22 protein-coding genes are annotated in these 22121 nt (G+C 38.4%); 7 read left to right on the top strand and 15 right to left on the bottom strand.

Features of this window, described 5'->3' with window-relative positions; genetic code table 11:
• Positions 1-249 precede the first annotated feature (249 nt).
• Positions 250-696: a DUF3010 family protein gene (locus tag MTP24_RS07555; protein WP_006794749.1), complete on the top strand. Its 447-nt coding sequence runs from the start codon at positions 250-252 to the stop codon at positions 694-696.
• Between the two features lie 184 nt (positions 697-880).
• Positions 881-2614 carry an AMP-binding protein gene (locus tag MTP24_RS07550; protein WP_243533527.1) on the top strand — a complete coding sequence of 578 codons (1734 nt, stop codon included), beginning with the start codon at positions 881-883 and terminating at the stop codon, positions 2612-2614.
• A gap of 44 nt (positions 2615-2658) precedes the next feature.
• Here the strand turns inward: MTP24_RS07550 and MTP24_RS07545 are convergent, their stop codons facing one another.
• The 6 genes from MTP24_RS07545 to MTP24_RS07520 form a co-directional block, all read right to left on the bottom strand.
• The gene (locus MTP24_RS07545) at positions 2659-3741 is read right to left on the bottom strand and encodes a GGDEF domain-containing protein (RefSeq protein ID WP_243533525.1); all 1083 of its coding nucleotides are present in this window, start codon (positions 3739-3741) and stop codon (positions 2659-2661) included.
• A gap of 229 nt (positions 3742-3970) precedes the next feature.
• Positions 3971-4432: a DUF1456 family protein gene (locus MTP24_RS07540; RefSeq protein WP_243533523.1), complete on the bottom strand. Its 462-nt coding sequence runs from the start codon at positions 4430-4432 to the stop codon at positions 3971-3973.
• A gap of 106 nt (positions 4433-4538) precedes the next feature.
• Positions 4539-5783 (bottom strand): lipoprotein-releasing ABC transporter permease subunit, encoded by a 1245-nt coding sequence (locus MTP24_RS07535; RefSeq protein WP_243533521.1) that lies wholly within the window; start codon positions 5781-5783, stop codon positions 4539-4541.
• On the bottom strand, positions 5773-6471 hold the full coding sequence (gene lolD, locus MTP24_RS07530) for a lipoprotein-releasing ABC transporter ATP-binding protein LolD (RefSeq protein ID WP_006794753.1): 699 nt from the start codon (positions 6469-6471) through the stop codon (positions 5773-5775). The genes MTP24_RS07535 and lolD overlap by 11 nt, the downstream gene beginning before the upstream one ends.
• A complete protein-coding gene (locus MTP24_RS07525) occupies positions 6464-7681 on the bottom strand; it encodes a lipoprotein-releasing ABC transporter permease subunit (RefSeq protein WP_138740875.1) in 1218 nt (405 codons plus the stop codon). The genes lolD and MTP24_RS07525 overlap by 8 nt, the downstream gene beginning before the upstream one ends.
• A 137-nt stretch (positions 7682-7818) precedes the next feature.
• Entirely contained in the window at positions 7819-8691 is an 873-nt protein-coding gene (locus MTP24_RS07520; RefSeq protein ID WP_243533519.1) for a LysR family transcriptional regulator, read from the bottom strand.
• 131 nt (positions 8692-8822) lie between these two features.
• Between MTP24_RS07520 and MTP24_RS07515 the strand changes: the two genes are divergently transcribed.
• Together MTP24_RS07515 and fghA are read left to right on the top strand one after the other, a co-directional pair.
• The gene (locus MTP24_RS07515) at positions 8823-9944 is read left to right on the top strand and encodes an S-(hydroxymethyl)glutathione dehydrogenase/class III alcohol dehydrogenase (protein ID WP_006794756.1); all 1122 of its coding nucleotides are present in this window, start codon (positions 8823-8825) and stop codon (positions 9942-9944) included.
• 68 nt (positions 9945-10012) lie between these two features.
• Positions 10013-10855 (top strand): S-formylglutathione hydrolase, encoded by an 843-nt coding sequence (gene fghA, locus MTP24_RS07510; RefSeq protein WP_203987025.1) that lies wholly within the window; start codon positions 10013-10015, stop codon positions 10853-10855.
• Here the strand turns inward: fghA and MTP24_RS07505 are convergent.
• On the bottom strand, positions 10809-11186 hold the full coding sequence (locus MTP24_RS07505; protein ID WP_243533517.1) for a hypothetical protein: 378 nt from the start codon (positions 11184-11186) through the stop codon (positions 10809-10811). The genes fghA and MTP24_RS07505 overlap by 47 nt on opposite strands.
• Before the next feature lie 244 nt (positions 11187-11430).
• On the opposite strand from MTP24_RS07505, the gene MTP24_RS07500 reads away from it, so the two are divergent.
• On the top strand, positions 11431-11847 hold the full coding sequence (locus MTP24_RS07500) for an MgtC/SapB family protein (protein WP_006794759.1): 417 nt from the start codon (positions 11431-11433) through the stop codon (positions 11845-11847).
• Positions 11848-11952: 105 nt separating this feature from the next.
• Here MTP24_RS07500 and MTP24_RS07495 read toward each other — a convergent pair whose 3' ends face one another.
• The gene (locus MTP24_RS07495; RefSeq protein WP_243533514.1) at positions 11953-12936 is read right to left on the bottom strand and encodes an energy transducer TonB; all 984 of its coding nucleotides are present in this window, start codon (positions 12934-12936) and stop codon (positions 11953-11955) included.
• Between the two features lie 155 nt (positions 12937-13091).
• Positions 13092-14999 (bottom strand): beta-ketoacyl synthase, encoded by a 1908-nt coding sequence (locus MTP24_RS07490; RefSeq protein WP_243533512.1) that lies wholly within the window; start codon positions 14997-14999, stop codon positions 13092-13094.
• A 124-nt stretch (positions 15000-15123) separates the two neighbouring features.
• Between MTP24_RS07490 and MTP24_RS07485 the strand changes: the two genes are divergently transcribed.
• Positions 15124-16134, top strand: coding sequence for a helix-turn-helix domain-containing protein (locus MTP24_RS07485; protein ID WP_243533510.1), 1011 nt, complete (start codon positions 15124-15126; stop codon positions 16132-16134).
• Positions 16135-16147: 13 nt separating this feature from the next.
• On the opposite strand, the gene MTP24_RS07480 is transcribed toward MTP24_RS07485, so the two are convergent.
• From MTP24_RS07480 to MTP24_RS07460, 5 genes are all read right to left on the bottom strand, one after another.
• Entirely contained in the window at positions 16148-16522 is a 375-nt protein-coding gene (locus tag MTP24_RS07480; RefSeq protein ID WP_243533508.1) for a GGDEF domain-containing protein, read from the bottom strand.
• Between the two features lie 4 nt (positions 16523-16526).
• On the bottom strand, positions 16527-17177 hold the full coding sequence (locus tag MTP24_RS07475) for a GGDEF domain-containing protein (RefSeq protein ID WP_243533506.1): 651 nt from the start codon (positions 17175-17177) through the stop codon (positions 16527-16529).
• 202 nt (positions 17178-17379) lie between these two features.
• Positions 17380-17892 carry an MgtC/SapB family protein gene (locus tag MTP24_RS07470; protein ID WP_243533504.1) on the bottom strand — a complete coding sequence of 171 codons (513 nt, stop codon included), beginning with the start codon at positions 17890-17892 and terminating at the stop codon, positions 17380-17382.
• A 17-nt stretch (positions 17893-17909) separates the two neighbouring features.
• On the bottom strand, positions 17910-19019 hold the full coding sequence (locus tag MTP24_RS07465; protein ID WP_243533502.1) for a GNAT family N-acetyltransferase/peptidase C39 family protein: 1110 nt from the start codon (positions 19017-19019) through the stop codon (positions 17910-17912).
• Positions 19020-19022: 3 nt separating this feature from the next.
• The gene (locus MTP24_RS07460; RefSeq protein ID WP_243533500.1) at positions 19023-20417 is read right to left on the bottom strand and encodes a RimK family protein; all 1395 of its coding nucleotides are present in this window, start codon (positions 20415-20417) and stop codon (positions 19023-19025) included.
• 305 nt (positions 20418-20722) lie between these two features.
• Here MTP24_RS07460 and MTP24_RS07455 point away from each other — a divergent pair, with 305 nt between their 5' ends.
• Positions 20723-21061 carry a zinc ribbon domain-containing protein YjdM gene (locus MTP24_RS07455; protein ID WP_243533498.1) on the top strand — a complete coding sequence of 113 codons (339 nt, stop codon included), beginning with the start codon at positions 20723-20725 and terminating at the stop codon, positions 21059-21061.
• A 150-nt stretch (positions 21062-21211) separates the two neighbouring features.
• Here MTP24_RS07455 and MTP24_RS07450 read toward each other — a convergent pair whose 3' ends face one another.
• On the bottom strand, positions 21212-22030 hold the full coding sequence (locus tag MTP24_RS07450) for a DUF2971 domain-containing protein (protein ID WP_243533496.1): 819 nt from the start codon (positions 22028-22030) through the stop codon (positions 21212-21214).
• Positions 22031-22121 lie beyond the last annotated feature (91 nt).

The following is a 22121-nucleotide window of genomic DNA, read 5'->3' as shown; positions in this document are numbered from 1 at the left end:
TTTCGCCTAACAGGCTGATGTAGATGCTGAGTCTGCTCAACTACAAAAATATATTGTCGCGTGAGCGAGAAACAATTACAAGTTTAAAGGCGCTGTAATCAATGTTATTTTGCGTAAGTTTGTAAATATAGTTAAAAACGATGACAATTTTGAGAAATGCATAGTAAGAATTCACCTTATTGCTTATTCTCGCAATTTATTCGATGTTGCGTATAATACGCAATAATTAAGTTTTATTAGAGAACAGCAATGAGAACATGTGGTGTAGAAATTACCGGTAGTGACGTACTACTTTGTATTTTAAGTAAAGATAACGACGTTTTTGATATTCGCGATGTGCGTCAAACACGTTTTACTTTAGGTAATGGTAACGACACTGAAATAATGCGCAAATTTCAATTTGATTTTGCAAAGCTAATGCAAGATTACCAAATTGACTCTGTTGCCATTCGCGAACGCCAACCAAAAGGTAAATTTGCCGGCAGTGCGAAAGGTTTTAAAATGGAAACCGCTATTCAGCTCATTGAAAACCTAGATGTACGCGTATTCTCAACTACAGAGATTAAAGAGCAAGTTAAGCGTAATCCTATCCCTATTGCATTTGAGGAAACAGGCCTTAAAAAGTACCAAGAAAATGCATTTGTGAACGCCTACGTATACATAATGAAAAAAACGTATCGTAGTGACGAAATGTAATTTAAAACGTTTAAAGTTTTTAAATTATGAACGCGCCAATATGGCGCGTTTTTTATTGCTACTATTTTACTGGCTATATCTTTACTTATAATACATTAGTCTAACCACCCTTCTTTTTGTCGACAATGTGTGTTTATTTAGTTCCTAGTTTATGTAATACACACACATCGACACGGAGAAAAACATGCACACACTACATAAAACAGTTAAAGAAGTAGAAGTAATAAATTCACTACCGTTGTCCAAAAGCTATTTTAAAGGCTCACAAAATACAGCTTTAACCAATAAAACCATTGGTGCCTACTTCGACTTCATTGTCGACAAAAACCCTAACTCGCTTGCTGTAGTGGTCAATCATCAAAACATTCGTTTAACCTACAAAGAATTTCAAAAAGAAGTGAATCAACTCGCAATGGGGCTGTTAGCCATCGGTGTTAAGCCAGGCGATCGGATCGGAATATGGTCACCTAATAATATACAGTGGTGCTTAACTCAATTCGCTACCGCAAAAATTGGTGCCATTATGGTATGCATTAACCCTGCCTATCGGCCAAATGAGCTTCAATATGCATTAAATAGCGTTGAATGCTCAACACTCATTACCGCTTCACAATTTAAAGGCAGCAACTATATAGAAATGCTAAATAGTCTAGCGCCAGAGCTTAAACATTGTGACAGTGGCAAGCTTTCAGCTAAAGCTCTGCCCAATCTTAAGAATGTAATTCGTATTGGTGATGAGGTAAGCGCTGGCATGTTTTCGTTTTCCGATATTATGCGTATGGCAACGCCAGCTCATGAGCTTGAACTTAATGCTATTGCTGCAAATTTAAATGCCGAACAGGATATAAATATACAATTCACTTCAGGCACAACAGGTAACCCAAAAGGCGCTACACTCACTCACAAAAACATATTAAATAATGCGCTTTTTGTTGGCGATTCTATGCATTTTACTGAGCACGACAAGCTTTGTATTCCAGTGCCTTTATATCATTGCTTTGGTATGGTTTTAGGTAGTCTCTTATGCGTTACTAAAGGTGCCGCAGCCATTTATCCGAGTGATTCGTTTGACGCCAAAACAACGCTTGATGTAATTGAACAAGAAGGTTGTACAGCATTGCACGGTGTTCCCACTATGTTTATTAGTCAACTTGAGCTCAGTATCTTTAGTAAATATGACTTGAGTACACTCAGAACCGGTGTTATGGCAGGCTCTACTTGCCCCGAACAAGTCATGCGAAAAGTTCAAACACAAATGAATATGCATCAGGTTTTAATTGCCTATGGGCAAACTGAATGCAGCCCAATTAATAATATAACCGAAACTGATTCATCAATAGAGCGCCAAGTAACAACCGTTGGCCGCGCTCTTGCACATACTGAGGTTAAAATTATTGATGAACTGGGTAACATTCAAAAAATAGGTTTACCCGGTGAAGTATGCTCCAAAGGCGTAGGAATAATGCGCTGCTATTGGAATGACGAAGAAAAAACAAAAGCCACAATAGATAGTGACGGCTGGCTTCATTCAGGCGATTTAGGTGTTATGGATAGCGAAGGATTTGTGAGTATTGTTGGGCGAATTAAAGACATGATTATCCGTGGTGGTGAAAACGTTTACCCTCGAGAAATTGAAGAGGTGCTGTATACCTATCCAGGCATACAAGACGCCGCTGTATTTGGTATCAGCGATGAAAAATACGGTGAAGAAGTGTGTGCGTGGATCCAACCAAAGGAAGATACAAGACTCGATGAGCAAGCGATTCGTGCATTTTCACATGACAAACTCGCCTACTTTAAAATGCCTAGGTATATTCGCTTTGTAGAAAGTTACCCTATGACAGTGACAGGCAAACTACAAAAGTTCAAAATGCGAGAACAAATGCAAGAAGTATTATCAAGTAAATTATTTTCATAATATAAACTTGCCCAGCATGACACAATATAAATGTTGGGCCATTTTTATATGTAATCTTTAATTACTTTATTTTTACCTGTATTTTTTGCTTTGTACATCGCTTTATCGGCTACAGATAGCAATGCTTTAATGTCTGGACAAAGGGCGGAAAAATCAGCTACGACAACGCCAGCAGAAACAGTTACACGTTTAAATGTTGAGTATTCGTGACTTATCGTATCTGTAGCAAAACGATTGGGTAAATTATCAAGCCAGTTTAAATTATTTTGATCTAAAATTTTAACTAAGATAAATTCTTCACCACCAAATCTAACAACGATATCTGCCTGGAGTTTTTTTAATCGGCTCGCAACATCAATGAGTATGTTATCGCCATCTAAATGCCCGTAATTATCGTTATATTTTTTAAAGTCATCGATATCAACCATAGCAAGCGCTAGCGACTGAGATGGCTTTATTTGATTCATTAAGCGTTTACATTCTGAGTCAAAACTGTGTCTATTATGCAACCCTGTTAGTTGATCAATGTTTGCTTTTTGTGTTTCAACAAGCTCAGCTTCATATTGTTTACGTAAAAGTATATCCAGTTGATATTGAATACACGCCATCACAATTACAATACTAATGTAAAAGTAAAGGCTCCATATTATTGGCGTGGATGAAAACAAATGAACACTTAAAAGGCTTAGCCCCGTAATTGTCCATAAAATAAGTTTATGGCCTAAATGAAGCATGGGTATTGCAGAAAAGGAAGCCACTACAAGCATTGGCCCTCCCTCGTTTAAATAACCATATAATCCGACAAAGGACCAAAATAAATACCCAAATAAAATACAAAATAAAACGCCAAAAGCAAAACAACGATAATGTAAGTATTTTGCCTTTAATTTATTGTTTACATAAACCAATACAAACGACAAACAAACCATCGATAGTCTTAAAACATTAATGACAGAGTATAAAGATTGCTCATCATTCAACCACGAAAGAACAACTAAAAGTGATAAAAAAAAAGCAGCCAAATACAACGCAATGTTGGCAAAATGAACGGTGCTTTTGTTGAGTTGATACTGAAAATCTTTTTCTTTGTCGGGTGGAAAATAAAATGTTGAGGGGATTAATTGCATTCTAAATTCCTTTTTGTATTTTCGTTACCTGGAAATAGCGAACTTAAAACGGATATGATTGTGTTTTTATGACACTTGGTTTTTAATGCACTTAGATTGGTTTAGCAAAGTTAACTTTTAAATATTATCGCTATGTTTGATTAATTACAATATTAGTAAACGCTTAAAGATGACTGTCTAAAAAACGTTGGTTATTACAACGTTTTTAAGCCAAAATAATTATTAGTAATTACTCAGAGCGGTATTGCTGCTGAACGCCTGTTAAGAATAAACGCAGTATTTGATCGTTACACACTCGGTAATGCTTGTTGTCTACTTTACGAGAAAACGCATTTAATTCGTGTTTGCTTAAATCAAAATCAACCAATGCAAGCGTGGCTATTACATCTTCAGCCTTCATGTTTAAAGCAATGCGTAACTTCATAAAGATAATATTATTATTGAGCTTACTCTCTGGTATTGGCTGTACACCCTCGCGTTTACCTCGTTTGGTATTAATAAACCCGTTTAGGAAGGTTGCAAACTCAGTGTCTGAAATTTTAACAAACTCTTGCTCGCCCTCTTTTGTTAACCACGCAATGACTTGCTCTGTTGTTACTGTAGCCTCTGCCGCAGCAAAAATGTCAACCACGGCAGTATCGGTTAAATTATAGGTATAGCGAAGACGGCGTAAAATATCGTTATTTGTCAAAGTGATTTCCTGAGTAAGGTTTTAAATAGATAAGCAATAGCGCCCACTATTAAATGAGCGCGTAGTTTAGCAGCTTTACAAACCCGACCCTATTGTTTTAGTAAGGTTAATTACCCAGCACCTTTGCCGGATCGACTCGCGTAGCCTGCCATGCGGGATAAATAGTCGCAAAAATAGCAAGTACGAATGTTGCAATTACTGTAATGCCGATGTCTTCGAGCACAAGCTTACTAGGTAAAAATTCTATAAAATAAACCCCTTCAAGCGGATTAGCACCCATTAGCTGGCTCAGCCAAGCAAATAATTCACTTATGTTTAATGCTAATACAACACCAATGAACGAGCCAAGTAAGACACCCACAAACGCTTGCGTTAATCCCTGCATTACAAAGGTTGCTAAAATAGTGCTGTCTTTAGCGCCCATTGTTTTTAAAATTGCGATATTGCCTTCTTTTTCACGCACTTCCATGACAAGAGAAGACACAATATTAAAACTCGCAACAGCAATAATTAAAAACACAACAATATAAACAATGGTACGAACCATTTGTATATCTTGATATAAGCTACCTTGTGTTCTAAACCAACTAGAAATATAGACATAATCGCTAATGGTTTGCCCTACATTAAGCGCTATTTGATGCGCTGAAAACACATCATCAACACTTAACCTTAAACCTGTAACTTGGGTTTCGTCGTAGCCAAGTGTTTGCTGCGCTTTGCTTAAATGTATAAAAGCAGCCGTACTATCAATTGGGCCGCCCATTTCAATAACACCTGCAAGGCTCAGGGTAACGCGTTTAGGTGCTAATAACTGACCACCTGCTTGCCCAACCTGAGGAATTAGCAAAGTAATATTGTCGCCCACTTTTGCGTCAAGTTGCTTTACTATTTGTTGGCCTAAAATAACCTCTTCAGAGGATAATTGGCTTACTAATTTACCTGTTCCAAACTGGTTAACTGCAGAAACATTGCCCTCATAAGAAGGGCTAACACCGCGTATTTCGACCGCTTTTAATTGGCTTTTATACTGCGCCATACCATTAACCGCGATAAATGGGGCTGCTCCCGTTACATGCGGCTGACTTTCTATATTAGCTACTTTTAGCTGCCAATTAGCAATAGGTCTGCTTGGTGCAATATATTCAACCTGAGGTACTACGCTTAGTAAACGATGGACTAATTGTTGTTCAAAGCCGTTAATTACTGAAAGGGCAACAATTAAAACAGCGACCCCCAATAAAATACCTATAGTAGACGCTTTAGCTATAAAACTAACAAACCCGTTTTTTTCGTCTTTATGACCTGAGTATGCTCTAAAACGTTTACTTAAAAATGCACTAAGCAACATATTGTGACTCTTTTACCGATAGTTTACCGTCATCTAAATAAGCTATTTTACCTAGTTTATCAGCAAGCTCTAAATCATGAGTTACCACTACAAAGCTCGTGTTTAAACTCTGGTTTAGCTCATTTATTAAATCATAAATTTTAATCGCATTTTGCTTGTCTAAATTACCTGTTGGCTCATCAGCAAGAACCAACGCAGGTTTAGTAACCAAAGCACGGGCAATAGCAACTCGTTGACGCTCTCCTCCTGAAAGTGCAGAAGGTTTATGATCACTTCGATGTGCAAGGCCCACTTTTTCAAGCATGTCGAGCGCCTGTACTTTTGCTTCTTTTGCCGTTAAGCCTTTTATTAGCAAAGGCATTGCTACATTTTCTACAGCACTAAACTCCATCAATAAATGGTGAAACTGATAAATGAAACCTAAATTTTGGTTTCTAAAAGCCGCTTGTTCAGTACGAGATAACTTAGCAACTTCTTGATTTTTAATTTTAGCAATACCTGCAGTGGCAGTATCAAGCGTACCGAGTATATGCAAAAGCGTACTTTTACCAGAACCAGAACTACCTACAATAGCAAGCATTTCACCTTGCTGTAGCGCTAAATCCACGCCCTTTAGCACTTCAACTTGGTTATTGCCATCTTGGTATACTTTGCTTAAATTTTCACAACTAATTACTAAATTATTCATAACGCAACACCTCTGCTGGTTTTACTTTTGCGGCTTTGCGCGCAGGATATAAGGTAGCTAAAAAGCTCATAGCAATACTGGCAAACGCAATTATTACTAAACTAAGCACATCAAATTTCACAGGTAGTTCAATGCCAGCAAGTAGACTCAGGCCAACTAATTCAAGAAGCTCATTTATGTATAAACTCAGTAGCACCCCAAAAAAAGCGCCAATTAATGTTCCAATAACGCCATTGTAAAGACCTTGAACCATAAATACTTTTTGCACCTGCGATGGTGTAAGCCCAAGTGTTTGAAGTATCGCAACTTCCCCTTGTTTTTCACTCACCATCATTGTTAAGGCAGATACAATATTAAACACAGCGACCAGCACAATAAGTGCAAGTAACATGGACATGATCCGCTTTTCCATTGCTACTGCGGCAAATAAAGTGCCCTGGCTGCTTCGCCAGTCTGAATAGTTGTAACCTTTTAAAATAAGTTGGCTTGCGTCCGTAAATTCGTCTAATTCAAAGGGTTCAAAAAGTGACACACTTAAATTTGGGGCAACATTTTTATTTAACTTTAAAACACGCTGAAGCGATGGCCCACTTGTGAAAGCGAGTGCCATGTCTATTTCAGAGCCCGTTTCGTATATTGCTGCAACTTTAAATAAACGCTGGCTAGGCACACGCCCCAAAGGAGTATAAGTAGATGCATTTGGCATGATCACACGAAGTTTATCACCTAAACCAACACCTAACTTCCGACTCAAATAGCGGCTTATAGCAATGTTATAATTACTATTAAGTACTGTTTGCCAATTGCCTTGTACTATTTTCTCAGTAACTTTGTATAACGCACCGTTATTGTCATATAAACCTTGCAGTAATACACCGTGAAGATCTTTATTGGTTTGCAAAATAGCTTCGCCTTGGCGATACAAATTAACATGTTTCACATAAGACGATTTAGTAAGAGCTGCCTTTAAACTCGTTATTTGCTCTGGGGTGTGCTGATCAGATTTAACTTCAATGTGCGGAATAAGGCCAAGCATATTAGTTTTTAAGCTATGCTCAAACCCATTCATTACACTGCTTACAGTAAATAAAGCCATTAAACCAATAGCAATACCGGCAATAGAAAAAAAAGAAATAAACGATATAAACGCATTCCCTTTTGAGGAGCGGCTGTATCTAAGTCCTATAAATAAGCTAACCGGTTGAAACATATAATTTAAAACATTTATGCTAAAAGTGTGGGGTTATAGTAGCACGAAGTTAGCACAATTGAATATGACCATAAATGTAAGAAATAATTTATAAATCTGAGACTTGGATGATTTTTCAGCAATTTATTTAGTGCAATTTATTCTTTAAGGCCAGCAACTAAATAGTCTAGCAATACACGTACATTGGTAGCTACAAACTGACGTGGTGGATAAACCCCCCACACACCTTCTTGCTTGGGTTGGTAAGACGTTAAAATAGGCACTAACTCACCACTATTAACCTCATTATCTATATAATAATCAGGAAGTTGCACAATGCCCAAGCCTTTTTTAGCGCCATCAACAAGTGCCCAACCACTGTTGCAATGTAATCTGCCAGCAATTTTAATGTGTTTTTCACGCTCATTTTCGTTTACACGCCAATAACTACTATTACCTACTAAACACTGGTGGTTATGTAGCTCACCTAAGGTATGTGGCTCACCAAAGCGCCTTAAATAAGCAGGCGATGCACACATAATAAAGCGCCGATCACTTAACCTTCGCGCTTTTAAGCTCGAATCTTTTAAATGGCCTAACCTTATTGCTAAATCAAACCCGCCTTCAAGTAAATCTTCTTGTTCGTTACTTAGGTTTGCAATAACTTCAACATCGGGGTGATCGTGCATAAAATTGTGCACAATAGGCATAATAAAGGTTTCGCCGAACATTACCGGGGCTGTTAGTTTAATTTTTCCTTTAGGGGTTGTTTGATGTGATGCAAGGCCCTGCGTAGCATCGTCCATTGCATGCTGTAAGTGTTTTATTTGGTGTAAAAAAACCTCACCTTCTTTGGTGAGAACAACTTTTCGTGTGGTGCGCGTTAAAAGCTGGGTATTTAAACGTTGCTCAAGGGCTGTTACATGACGGCTAATATGGGCAACCGAAAGGCCCAGCATCCTAGCTGCAGCAGTAAAGCTTCCTTCCTCACCGACTGAAATAAATTCGTCAATCCCATCCCAACGCGCCATTATTACCATACTGTAAAAGTGTTTTAATAAATAAGAGATTATCATTATATGAGAAACAAATACAATAGTCCCATCACCCAAACAAAATGGGTCTACAATTGATATTAAATAACACTACTAAGGATAAACACATGTCTGATTTTATTAAATCAAAAGCGGCGATTGCTTGGGGCCCTAACCAACCTTTAAGCGTTGAAGAAGTTGATGTAATGATGCCTAAAAAAGGCGAAGTAATGGTAAAAATTACTGCTACTGGTGTTTGTCATACCGATGCATTTACGTTATCAGGTGAAGATCCAGAAGGTATATTCCCAGCTATTTTAGGCCATGAAGGCGCAGGTGTTGTTTATGCCGTTGGCGAAGGTGTAACGAGTGTTGAAGTGGGGGATCATGTAATTCCACTTTATACCGCTGAATGTGGTGAGTGTAAAATGTGTACATCAGGCAAAACTAACCTTTGCTCTGCAGTACGCGAAACACAGGGTAAAGGCCTAATGCCAGACGGCACAACGCGCTTTTTTAAAGACGGCCAACCAATTTACCACTATATGGGTACGTCTACATTTTCTGAGTACACAGTACTTCCAGAAATTTCACTGGCCAAAGTAAACAAAGAAGCCTCTTTAGAAGAAATTTGTTTATTAGGGTGTGGTGTTACCACCGGTATGGGTGCTGTAACTAACACTGCTAAAGTAAAAGAAGGCGATACAGTCGCGATATTCGGCCTTGGCGGCATTGGTTTATCAGCCATTATTGGTGCAAAAATGGCGGGCGCGAGTCGTATTATTGGTGTAGACATTAACACCAGTAAATTTGACCTTGCTACTAAGCTTGGCGCAACCGACTTAATAAACCCTAAAGATTTCGACAAGCCAATTCAAGAAGTGATCGTTGAAATGACTGACGGCGGCGTTGATTACTCATTTGAATGTATTGGTAACGTTGATGTAATGCGCTCTGCCCTTGAATGTTGCCATAAAGGCTGGGGGGAATCGGTAATTATTGGTGTAGCCGGTGCTGGCCAAGAAATTTCAACTCGTCCTTTCCAGCTTGTTACCGGTCGTGTATGGCGTGGTAGCGCATTTGGTGGCGTTAAAGGTCGCTCGCAACTTCCTGAAATAGTTGAGCGCTACATGGCAGGCGAATTTGCACTAAACGACTTTATTACTCATACAATGAGCCTTGAAGAAATTAACGACGCATTTGATTTAATGCACGAAGGCAAGAGTATTCGTACTGTAATTCATTACTAATAAGCACTTAGTAAACGACTTGATAAAAAGCCGTAATACTTGAACGTTTACGGCTTTTAAGGATTATTATGTTAGAGAATATCTCAAGTACAAAAGTAGCCGGTGGTTGGCACAAACAATATACCCACACTGCAACAAGTACCCATTGCACAATGCGTTTTGCGGTATTTTTACCACCTGGTGCAAGTGAAACGAACAAAGTACCTGTGCTTTATTGGCTATCGGGATTAACCTGTACTGACGAAAACTTTATGCAAAAAGCGGGCGCATTTAAAAAAGCTGCCGAGCTGGGTATTGCAATAGTGGCACCCGATACAAGCCCGCGTGGCGATAACGTACCCAATGAAGATAGTTATGACTTCGCTCAAGGTGCTGGTTTTTATGTTAATGCTACGCAAGCGCCCTTCAACACACATTTTAATATGTACGACTATGTAGTTGATGAGCTACCAGCACTTATTGAACAGCATTTTCCGGTAACAAGTACTAAAGCCATTAGTGGTCATTCTATGGGTGGGCACGGTGCTTTAATGGTTGCACTTAAAAACCCACAAGCCTACGTAAGCGCATCTGCGTTTAGCCCAATCGTTAACCCAATAAATTGCCCATGGGGCACAAAAGCGTTTACTGGTTATTTAGGTAACAATAAATCACTTTGGGCACAATACGATACCTGCGAGCTTATGAAACTAGCAAAGCAGGACGACTACCTACCTATGCTAGTATCGCAAGGTGATGCCGATGGCTTTTTAGAGGAGCAACTTAAACCACACAACCTAGTGGCTATCGCTCACGATAAGAGTTACCCGTTAACGCTTGAAATGCAAGAAGGTTACGATCATAGTTACTTCTTTATAAGTAGTTTTATTGACCAACACTTATTATTTCATAGTCAGTTTTTAACTGCGTAGCCTCGTTAGTGTGTAGTTCTGGCTTATTTAGTTCTACACACTCTTTTAAACTTTTACTCACCTTCCTACACACTTGGCGTTGTTGCTTATTTTCCACACTGACAAAGTCGACTAATGCAGAATCAATTTTTAAACCTAATTTTGTAAAAGAAAACCCTTCTCTATCTTTTGGAATGGCTTTAAATGGATCTTTGTAAGGGTCTGAACGAGCTTTACTATTCATATTTTGATTTAATGTATTATTGTTTTGAGCATGGCCATCTATTAAAACTCCAGCCACCGTGCAACCACTTAAGTACACAGTTATTAATAGTGTTAGTAATAGCTTCATAATCCCCTCCTCTAAAAACATGTATTTATACTATACGTTTATAAAATTAAGACTGTAAAAAGTTGTAAAACCAATTTAAATACACCTGTAAACACATTAAGTAAAAGTGATAAACCAATGTGTACATTTTACTAAATATGCTATAAATCAACCTAAAATAAAAAACAACACATTGATTTTAAATGTTTTTATACTTGGCGTGGCAATTGCTTTTGTAAGTTAAGTTTTTTAATAGAGAATCGCAATGGAATTTGATTTACAGTGGAATGAAATCTTAGATAACTTAATTCATTTAGGTATTGCCTACGCCCTAGCCTTGCCAATGGCCTACGATAGAGAGCGAAGTAAAGACGGCGCTGGACTAAGAACATTTCCGTTAGTAGCAGTTGCATCGTGTGGGTATGCACTTATAGCCATGTCGGTACTAGACTCATCTGAAGCACAATCTAAAATGTTACAAGGAATAATAACAGGTATTGGTTTTATTGGTGGTGGCGCAATTTTGAAAAATAACCAGTCAACATCAGGTACTGCGACAGCAGCGAGCATATGGAATATGGGATTAATTGGTATTGCTGTAGCAAATAACCGATATGAAGTAGCCATTTTGCTAGCTATTATTAACTTTATAACGCTCAGGTATGTAAAAAAATTGAAGTAATATAGCTTAAAAGTAAAAACCCCATCGTTATATATGGGGTTTTAAATAAAAATATTTTTTTGGTCTTTACAAAAAAGCATTTCCACTTTGTTTTAGCGTTACTGTTTATGCTTGCGCACTTTTAATTAATAACCCGCAACGTAAATCATATTTAGAAATGACAATTTTATCAATAGCGCTTGTGTTGTAATTTACCACTTTATTTTCACAGCGCAGTTGAACCTTGCTAAGTGGCATTGTTGACTCAAGCACAACCTCACTTTTAGACAGTAAAGGCATAACAGCTTGATCTGTCTCAATAGCTATTTGTTGGTTTATATCGCCTGAATTTTTATAAATATCATTAACTTGAGCTAGCAACTGCTGCTTGTTTTCATCTGTAAAAACAAAGGCTTTAATATTTCCTAGGGCATCAATTGCATCATAAGCGCGCACGTAGTCCTGTTTAGATATAAACCATTGCAAAGCATTTTTTACCACTCGCACTTTAATCTGATCTGGTAAATTATCTCTAAATAAAAATGCATTATTAATATGTTTATCAAAGCCAATCCAATCTTGGGTAAAGTAGCTATGCTGACTTTTTAGCCATGAAAGTAATACTATTTCAACAGTATTTTTAGCATGGTCGCGTTCTAGCTCTATTATTTTAATTTGCGCTTCGTCTAATTTTTTTTCATTAATTAGATTACTTGCCGTTTCATAATCATTAAAAAAGCCATGCGTTGCTTTGTCGTTAGTGTACCCCAAGTGCAGGTTTTGAGAAGTCACTGTAATAAGCTTGGCACTAGGCACAGCTTTACCATCGACCTGAGCACTCTTGTAATTTAGTTTTGACACATACTCAACAACTTCTCTTTTGTATTTGTCTTGCCCGATAGATGCAACAATTTCTATATCACTAACCTGACCGCTTTCATTCACAACATAACTACTTAAATTTAAGCCTTCAAAGCGTGACACACGAGAAGATGTATTTGTTTGTTTATTGTAGTTGTCCTTAACAACTTCAGCTGGCACAAAATCTGCCATTACTGGCACACAAGTTAACGCAGGTATTATAGAAAGAGCTATAGAGAGTTTTTTCATTTGATTATCCATCCTAGAACGCAAAGTAGCTATTATAGAAACAAACATTATAAAAAGATGCAAGCTTATATTTATAACTAACCAAAATTTAACTATAGGCTAATAAATATAAAAAAGGCGCTTTATTAAGCGCCTTGGGTTTCAAGTATGTGTGCTTAAAACATATCTTGATAGGAGTGGGTTGTATTAAACGAAATTGCTTTATCAAAACCAGGAAGCTCTATTCCGTCTTCGCCAATTACAATGTCGTTATCGTCAATGGCGCCATCACCAAAACGATATACTAATTCGTACTTACCAAGGTCAGCTTGCGCTTTATAGGTATTTTGCAAAGCAACAACGGATGTATTTTTATAAGCGTAATCACTCATCGCTTTATCACCATGGCGCTTAGCAAGCATTTGTAGTGTTACTTTAGCGCTAAGTACTGTAGCTGTGGCGTTATTACCGCCAAAACCTTTTGAGTTTATAAAGGCGATGTCCATGTCGCCACAGTCGTAATGGCTGTTACGTATATCTAAGTGATCTGCATAAACATCGTCGGCCACTTTATCTATGGTAGTAATACCCGGCATAATATTATGGCTAAATACCCCCAGCGCAATAGCAAGTTGATCGCCACTTGCGGGGGCAATTGTATGCCCTACATAAGCTTTTGGCGCCGTTACTTTCCAGCTATCAATGGCAAAGGTTTGTGCCACTTTATGGTAAATAAGAGATTCTGTTACTCTATTTTGCGGCGTGCTAGAACCATGCGCTAAAATAAAGCTACGCTTTTGTAGCGCCTCTTTACCCAATAAGCTTGTTGCCAATGCCGCAGATTTAGCCATTGTAATGTAGTTACCCGGACCCGGTGAGGTGATTGATTTTTTAATGCCATCGGCATTTACAAATACATCAGGTACTGAGCCCATAATATCTGCACCAAGCTCAAGTGCTAATGCATCATCCATTAAAATAGTGACTTGTGCGCCTTCACCTAATGTAAAACCACAGTTTTCGCCAAATGGGCGGCTGCTTTTACGGTAATCGGGCTCTTGTTCACTACTTAAGTTATCTAAACGGCGCAGGCCTTCAACATTTGCAAGGGCGCTCATATTACCAAAGCCTTCTACCACTTCAGGCGTAATAGCGCATTCAACACTTGCTACCACCGCAACACGGGTGCGCCCTGCTTGAATATCGTTTACTGCAGCGCGTAAGTTATATAAAAATGTGGCACATGCACCCGAGGTAGAAAACGTAGTACCTACATTACCTGTAACGTAGGCGTTTATAAAATCAGTCGACATCGTGTTTAAGCCAAGTGCTAATTGCTTTGTACTAACACGATCGCCTTGCTGGCGTGCTTTAACTAAACCGCCTAATCCTTTGTCGTCCATTTGGCCAATAACCGAGGCTGAATAAGTACCAATTTTATCTGGCTCTACGCTATTCATTATGCGTTGCCAATCAAGGCCTGTTGATTTAATCGCATCGTTTGCAGCAAATATGGTGGCTTGCAAACCGCGTGGCTGATAACGGCTGTTATACATAATTGATGGATCAAACCCGGTAGGAAACTGCCCCGCCGATTTAATTGGGTTATCACGTGTAGAATCAAGCTTTACGTCTAGCTCTGCCGCTATAGTCACTTTTACCTTTTTACCTTCAAGCTCTTGTACTTTCCAACTGGCAGGCACTGGGGTTGGTAAATCGCGTGAGCGCGTTTCAAACACAATTGCGTTTTCATCAGAGGACTTTAACGTCATCTTTTGCTGCCAAGGCGTGGCATCTGCGTCAAAGTGCTCTTTTTCAATTTTACGAATAAGTGTGCCAGCAATAATTTGCTCACCAAAGCGTGCTTCTATGTCGCTTTGCTCAACATTATTACCGTTTGTGTCTTGTAATTGACCATCAACAACGCGTACTAAGTTCATTAATGTGGCGAGGCCTAAAAATGTTTCACTACGAGCTTGTGCGGTTAATGCGTCTAACACGATACGGCGGTAACCTTGATGAAAAGAAGTACGGCCCGCGGCGTTAATACCACCCATGCCTACTATTACGGGTAATGCTGTCATAATTAACCTTTAAAACGTGTTATGGGAGAAGCCAACAGTTTAATTGGATTAACCACAGCACTTTGTGCTTTAATAGCCAAATATTCAGCATTAAAGGCCAAAAAATACTGGTCGGAGCATTCACATGCATAAAAAATCAGTAAACCCAGCGTTAAATATTGCCATAGCAGTGTACCCGCATTTACTTATTACCAGTTTAACACTGCCTATTGAAATGCTAAGAGCCGGCGAAGCCTACGCAAAAGGCCACTTAGACCAAACTGACTTTAGACCGCTTAGTATAAATTTAATTGCTAAAAGTAATGAGCCAATAAAAAACCGTACTGGCCTTGCTATAGTCCCGGATTGCACTACTGCTAACGCACCGTATAACGATTTAATTATAGTCCCCGGCATATGGCGAAATCCTCGCCCTGTAGTACGTACTAATAAAGAAGTGGTTGAATGGCTACAAGAGAGCTTTGAAACTGGCAGCCATATAATTGGTGTAGGCACGGGTAATTGCCTAGTTGCAGAAGCGGGTTTACTTGATGGGCACCCTGCAACAACTCATTGGCATTACGCAAAACAATTTAGCCATGACTACCCGTTAGTGCGCTTAAAGCCCGACTTTTTTATCACCCAATCTGAGCGCATGTATACAGTAGCAAGTTTAAATGCCCTTGCCGATGTGATCGTTCATATTATTAGCCAATACTATGGCAAAGCAGCTGCGCAACATGTAGAGCGTAACTTTTCGCACGAAGTACGTAAACCATACGAAGATCAGCGCTATCTTGAAGGCGCGGTTGACCGCCATCCAGATGAACTTATAGCGCAAATTCAGTTTTGGCTTAAAACTAATTTAGCCAGCGAGTTAAACTTACAAGAAGTAGCCGCCCAATTTAGTTTGAGTTATCGCACATTTACCCGCCGCTTTAAGCTTGCGACTAATCAAAGCCCTATAGAATATTGGCAACAATTACGGGTAGAAGGCGCTAAAGAGCTATTAGCTTCATCTAATTTAACGATTCAAGAAGTAGCACTTGAGGTCGGCTATAACGACCAAGGCCACTTAACTCGCGTGTTTAAAAAAGTGCTAAGCCAAACGCCAAGCGAGTACAGAAAAGTAGTAAGAAGAAAGCTATTTGGCTAACAAATAAGCTTTTTTAATTACCTAATATTGAATTATTTATACTACAAACAGCACAATTTCTTCCGTTATTTTTTGCTATGTATAAATAACCGTCAGCTGCTTTAAGTATTTTAGATAAATCAACAGACGAATCAGTAACCAGTTCCTCCAAACCAATACTTATTGTAATTTTTAAACAGTTTTTCTCATAAGTAAACTTATGACTTTCAACCGTTTTAATTAAACACTTTGCTAAGTCATAAGCAGCTTGCTGATCAGCATTTATAACAACAACAAATTCCTCACCGCCCATTCTAAATACATTATCTTCTTTAAATTTTTCTACAAATAACTCAGTTAGTTGCGTTAAAACAGCATCACCTGCGTCGTGCCCATATTTATCGTTCACCTTTTTAAAAAAAATCAATATCAATTAGTGCTATGCATAAAGGCTCATCAATAATTGTTTGTTTACTAAAGCGGCTTTGTAATGCACGTCTATTAAACGCTTTTGTTAATGGATCTCTTAGTGCCAAATTTAAAATTGTTTCTTGGTTAGAATATCTCATCGCTTCATAAATATGCGAAACGGTCCATATAGTCATATACGAAAGGCCTAAGTTAACAATTAAGTGCAAACTATTAGCACCACCTAAACTGAGGAAAGAATATAAAGGAATTACCGACGCAAACAGTAAGCAAAAGCTACTTATAAACCCGTGTTTTTTACCAAATAACAAATACGCCAAAATGGGAAATGTACAAATCCAATGCGTTATACCCTCATCTGTTTTTAAAATATATACAGCTAAAAATACAACAAAGAAATAAGCATAGGCTACCGCCCATCTATGCCAAACCTTTGAGGCAGATATACACGTTTTGTAATACGTGTAAAAACAAAACACAGCGAGTAAAACTTCTATCGCTCCTAATATGTAAACCTTCGAAATAATTATATTTATATAAGCTACAACAAGCGCAACTAGCGCTATTATTAAACTCATTCCTTGAAGAACTTTTATTCTTACCTCTTGTGTTTTATCGAATGAATGACGGTTCATAAAATCCTTTTAAATTACTAACTATTTGTTCATAAATATATTTATTAATATTAGATTAGATATATGTAAATTAACAGCACGCATATGATTAGAGTTTAATCGAAAAGTTATCCGCTGAATAATAGGCCAGTTATAATTTTAAAAACACAATGTACATTTAAGTCATAATAAAACAAAACGCCACTAAATTAGTGGCGTTAAATCAGTGGCTTTCTGTGTCGTTAAAGTCTTTTCGGTAGTAACGTTTTTGATAATTTTTTACTTTAGTGTGTACGCCTTTGCTTAGGCTTTTAAATTTTGCCTCCAGTACATCTACACCGTATAAAATACCAACCACCAGCACCGAAAGTTTAATAGCAGCAGCTAGATTATCGGTGGCTATCATTACCCCAATTGAAGCAAGCACCCAAATGGTTGCAGCTGAGGTAACCCCTACAACGGCTCCGTCTTTTGCAAGCATAACGCCTGCGCCTAAAAAGCCAATGCCTGTAATTATTTGCCCCACTACACGCGAATGATCAATTACATCCCCTTGTAAGTTAAACGCGGTCGATAAAAACAAATACGTGCCCAGCGTAATTAAAGCTGAGGTACGAATACCCACAGGTTTACCGCGTAACTGGCGCTCTAACCCAATTATGGCACCGCAAAAAGCGGCGGTGCCAATGGCCGCCCACGAATAAGGGGCTACATCAATTAAATCTAAAAAAGTCACTCTTTACTTAAAACCTATTAATTATTAGCAATGGCTACTGCGGTTCTTAGCCGTTGGCTACCAAATGCTGACATTTTACTAAAATCACTGCGCGCTATAGGCACGTACTGGCAATCTATTGCGAGTTGTTTGTCGCTTCCTGGCTCGCAAAATGGGTCATGAACATACACGCAGTGCTCATCAAGGTGGGTAACGCAAACCCAATGAGGTGATTTTTTACCATCAAAACTGTATGTGCTAATTAATAACAGCACACTAAAGCCTTGATTTAACCACTGTTCAATATGCTCAAGCTCAACATCTTTATGCACAAGCGGTATATTTGCCTGTGCAATACCTTCTACAAATTGTTGGTGTACTGTTGAAAGCACCACTTTTTTGTTTTCATTGCGTACGCCATCTAAAAACAAAGGCTCTTTGGTATTTACCATTACCTCGCTTTTAAAACCGCGTTTATAAGCCGCCAGCGCTAAACCAAACGGATGGCAACCACCATGGCCTGAGGTCATAAAAATAGTGGTACCTTCGCGCCAAAGTGCCAGCTCATGTGATTGGCTAAGCTCCGTTATTGGCTCAAGTGCCCCCATTGCCATTAGTAACGCCGCTGGCCCACAGGTAAACTCTGTTGTTTGCTGATACCACGGCGTTAAACGCGCTAATTTAAGTTCACGCGTTTGACGAATATTTTTTTGCATTCGCAGTGCATCACTGTGATCGTCATAATAATCGCTATATTGGCCAAACACTCTGTAACCCAAGCTTTTGTATAGCCCTATCGCACTTTCGTTATTTACCGCTACTTCTAATCGTAAGTAAAGTCGCCCGCGCTCACACGTTTCTTTTTCAAGGCTTGTAAGCAGTGCTTTTGCAATGCCCTTACCTTGCATTGTGGGTTTTACAGCAAGCGAATATAAACGCGCCAAACGTGTGCCTTTATGGCACCACACAAGCCCATAGCCGCATACTTGCTCGCCATTTTCTGCAATTAGTAAAATACCGTGCTTAGCACTTAACCAACGCTTTAAACTACGCGGGCTCAATTTATCGTTATTAAAGCAAACGTTTTCAACATCAATTAATGCGTTTAAATCACTGCTAAGCGCCTTTCGAATAACAAGGTTGCTCATGTATTAACCACGGCCTCGCGCTTCTAAACGTTGTTTAAATTCGTCCATAATGATCATGTATAGTTCGTCGCCTAAATAGCCGTCTTCTACTTTGTGATCAATACTTGGATTGTCATTTACTTCAAGCACATATGCTTTGCCTTGATGTTCTTTAACATCTACGCCATATAAGCCTTTGCCCACAGTTTTACATGCTTTTAAAGCGGCATCTAACACGGCTTTTGGTAACTCAAAGGTAGGTAGCGTTTTAAAGCCACCCGAGAAAAACCGTTTAGCATCGTGATTGTAAATTTGCCAATGGTTGCGTGCCATCAAGTAGCGACACGCATAAATAGCGCGGCCATTTAATACACCTACTCGCCAATCGTATTCTGTGTACATGTATTCTTGTGCAAGTACCAATGCGCTATATTCAAACAGCTCGGTTAGTTTAGCTTCAAGCTCACTGCGGTTTGCAACTTTAAACACCCCTTTAGAAAACGACCCTTCAGGCATTTTTAAAACCAGCGGATAGGTAAACGCCTCTTCTAATTGCTCAAGCGTTTGCGCTGATTGATCAGCCACTACCACCGTTTTTAAGCTCGGCACCTTTTGATAATTAAACGCATCGTGTAAATACACTTTATTACAACAGCGTAAAATAGACTCAGCATCGTCAATAACCACTAAACCAAGGCTTTGCGCTTTACTTGCAAGGCGATACGTTGGGTGGTCAATTGCTGTAGTTTGGCGAATAAATAACGCATCAAACTGGGCTATGTTGTCTATTTCTTCAAAGCTTAATGCTTGAGCATTAATACCATGTTTAGCCGCTGCTTTTATAAAACGGGCAATGGCGTCTTTATCGCTCGGTGGTACTTTTTCGTTATGATCAACAAGGATTGCCATGTCCCATCTAAAACGGCGCTGCACAGTATCAATACGCCATTGGGTTTGGGTAAACGTATTTAGTTTTGCTACAAAATTGCTGTATTGCTCATCGTTTAAAGTGCTAAGCGAACCTTGCTGTAACAAGCCTTGTTCATCTACATATAAAATAGGCGCTGGGTATTGCTTAAATACCGATTTAGCCGCTTTGCTTTGTAGCTCGTTTAAGGCATTACCAAAGTAAATTTCGCCATCAATTTGCCCAACATTTAACATAGGAGCTTGACCGCTTCGAAGCGCGTTTATTGTTTTAACGCTGGGTAATACTTGGTGTTTACGGGCCTCTGCAAGTAATGAGCAATAGTAACCTTTACTCAAGTATTGGCTTGAATCGCATAAATTAATAATACGGGTTTTAGGTTCATTATGTTTTGGGTAATCACGTAAGTAACTATTAAACGTAATTACATTGTCGAACGATTGAGCAAGTGTTTGCTCGTTGTTATCAACCACTATTAAGGTTTTAAACACGACTTTTCCTAGTTAAGTCAGAAATATAAAAAGCATGCCTAATAAAATACTCAGCACTATAAATAGAAACACCCATCGCACTAAGTGGGCATTGCGCGTATCACTTAATACGATGGGTGCTTTAACAAATACCTACTGTAAGTGTTAGCGCTTAAATTGCTTAAGCAACATCTGCTTTATATGCCCTTTTTAAAAACCACACAAACGAGATATTTTTAGCGTAAAGATAAAAAATATTGATTATCTATATTTTCCTATTAATGCAGATTAAAATACGCAAAATTAATATTTTATGAGCGTTAAAAATGTCACATCCTGCCTGCCCACAATGCCAATCTGAATATGTTTACGAAGACCAACAACTGCTTATTTGCCCTGAATGCGCCTATGAATGGAACCCAAACAGTACAAACGATGAAGACGCAATTTTAGTTAAAGATGCCAACGGCACCCTACTTACTGATGGCGATAAAGTAACCGTAGCCAAAGATTTAAAAATAAAAGGCAGCTCACAAGTCATTAAAATTGGCACAAAAGCGGTCGTAAGGCGTGTGCTTGATAAAAAAGATCACGAGCTAGATTGCAAAGTAGATGGTATTGGCGAAATGATGGTAACAGCGAAGTTTGTGAAAAAAGCTAACTAGTACAAGTACGTCGGATAAATGGCCAAGCCATGCCATCCGACAATAGATTTATAAACAAAGGCAGTAGTTTGTCGTGTTGATAACTAGGTTGGGAGATCTGGGGGCTGTAGGTTTGAGCACTCCGGCGACCCGAATATGAATATTTTGATACTAAACAATTTCGATTTTATAGCTGTTTTTTTGCAAACGAGCCGTTTTAATTAATATATTTTTACAAAGCCCAGACACAATTTTTAGAAGTAAATTCCTTTCCGCTTCAGGCATTTTGTCACCAATTACTATTTCTTTTAATGAACTAGGTGAGTAATTGTGAAAAGACTCTTGGTTCAATGACATGACTCTAAATTCTTTTTCATATTCCCAATCAGTTGATTTAGTGGCTATTGTTTCTGTGACTTTTTGAACGAAATTGGTATCTGAATTACTATAAAGACCTTCGGAATGTATAAACTCATTTAATTTTAGTATATTGGGTTTATCTTTATACTCAACAACAATAGGTCTCATAGACTCCTTTGTTGACTTATAAAGGTCTTTTAATAATTCATCGCCATTAAAAACTAAACAGAACCCTCTAAGTCCATTGGCATAATGTGACCACATTAGGTTATTTGTCAGAGGATTTTTAGTTTCATCTTCCATTGAGAAACAAATGACTTTGGAATTATGAACAATACTTATAAATTTATCCAAATCATGCTCTGCAATTTTTTGAAAAAGCTCTGTTTCAGTGTAATTCCCATCGACTAACTCTAACTTTGAGAGAATTTTATTATATTCTTCAACACCAACTTTATCTTTGATTTTGCATTCAAAGTTTGTAAGTTCAACAACATTTATATGATGATCTTTAATATGGGCGCCTTCAAAAGGATCATTAAAATCATTTAAGCTTGAGAACCAGAGCTGATTATTAGCTAAAGCAGAAAGATTATTAGTATTCACTTCTCTGAATTTAAATAAAGACAAAAATATCTCCAAATTAATTGTGGCAAATATTGCTAATATACATAACAGCTTGAACAACTATGGTAGCTATCACCTAAAGCCTAATATTAGG

Origin of the sequence: Pseudoalteromonas sp. APM04, from assembly GCF_022809815.1 — a bacterium.
GTDB lineage: Bacteria > Pseudomonadota > Gammaproteobacteria > Enterobacterales > Alteromonadaceae > Pseudoalteromonas > Pseudoalteromonas marina.
Note: the sequence above shows the minus strand (reverse complement) of the source record. Positions and strands in the feature narration are given on the sequence as shown.

Coding starts and splice junctions, on each gene's coding strand:
- MTP24_RS07525 (WP_138740875.1), bottom strand. CDS start 7,681: ATGTTTCAACCGGTTAGCTTATTTATAGGACTTAGATACAGCCGCTCC.
- MTP24_RS07545 (WP_243533525.1), bottom strand. CDS start 3,741: ATGCAATTAATCCCCTCAACATTTTATTTTCCACCCGACAAAGAAAAA.
- MTP24_RS07485 (WP_243533510.1), top strand. CDS start 15,124: ATGCATAAAAAATCAGTAAACCCAGCGTTAAATATTGCCATAGCAGTG.
- MTP24_RS07505 (WP_243533517.1), bottom strand. CDS start 11,186: ATGAAGCTATTACTAACACTATTAATAACTGTGTACTTAAGTGGTTGC.
- MTP24_RS07515 (WP_006794756.1), top strand. CDS start 8,823: ATGTCTGATTTTATTAAATCAAAAGCGGCGATTGCTTGGGGCCCTAAC.
- lolD (WP_006794753.1), bottom strand. CDS start 6,471: ATGAATAATTTAGTAATTAGTTGTGAAAATTTAAGCAAAGTATACCAA.
- MTP24_RS07455 (WP_243533498.1), top strand. CDS start 20,723: ATGTCACATCCTGCCTGCCCACAATGCCAATCTGAATATGTTTACGAA.
- MTP24_RS07465 (WP_243533502.1), bottom strand. CDS start 19,019: ATGAGCAACCTTGTTATTCGAAAGGCGCTTAGCAGTGATTTAAACGCA.
- MTP24_RS07535 (WP_243533521.1), bottom strand. CDS start 5,783: ATGTTGCTTAGTGCATTTTTAAGTAAACGTTTTAGAGCATACTCAGGT.
- MTP24_RS07520 (WP_243533519.1), bottom strand. CDS start 8,691: ATGGCGCGTTGGGATGGGATTGACGAATTTATTTCAGTCGGTGAGGAA.
- MTP24_RS07475 (WP_243533506.1), bottom strand. CDS start 17,177: ATGAACCGTCATTCATTCGATAAAACACAAGAGGTAAGAATAAAAGTT.
- MTP24_RS07550 (WP_243533527.1), top strand. CDS start 881: ATGCACACACTACATAAAACAGTTAAAGAAGTAGAAGTAATAAATTCA.
- MTP24_RS07500 (WP_006794759.1), top strand. CDS start 11,431: ATGGAATTTGATTTACAGTGGAATGAAATCTTAGATAACTTAATTCAT.
- MTP24_RS07555 (WP_006794749.1), top strand. CDS start 250: ATGAGAACATGTGGTGTAGAAATTACCGGTAGTGACGTACTACTTTGT.
- MTP24_RS07490 (WP_243533512.1), bottom strand. CDS start 14,999: ATGACAGCATTACCCGTAATAGTAGGCATGGGTGGTATTAACGCCGCG.
- fghA (WP_203987025.1), top strand. CDS start 10,013: ATGTTAGAGAATATCTCAAGTACAAAAGTAGCCGGTGGTTGGCACAAA.
- MTP24_RS07495 (WP_243533514.1), bottom strand. CDS start 12,936: ATGAAAAAACTCTCTATAGCTCTTTCTATAATACCTGCGTTAACTTGT.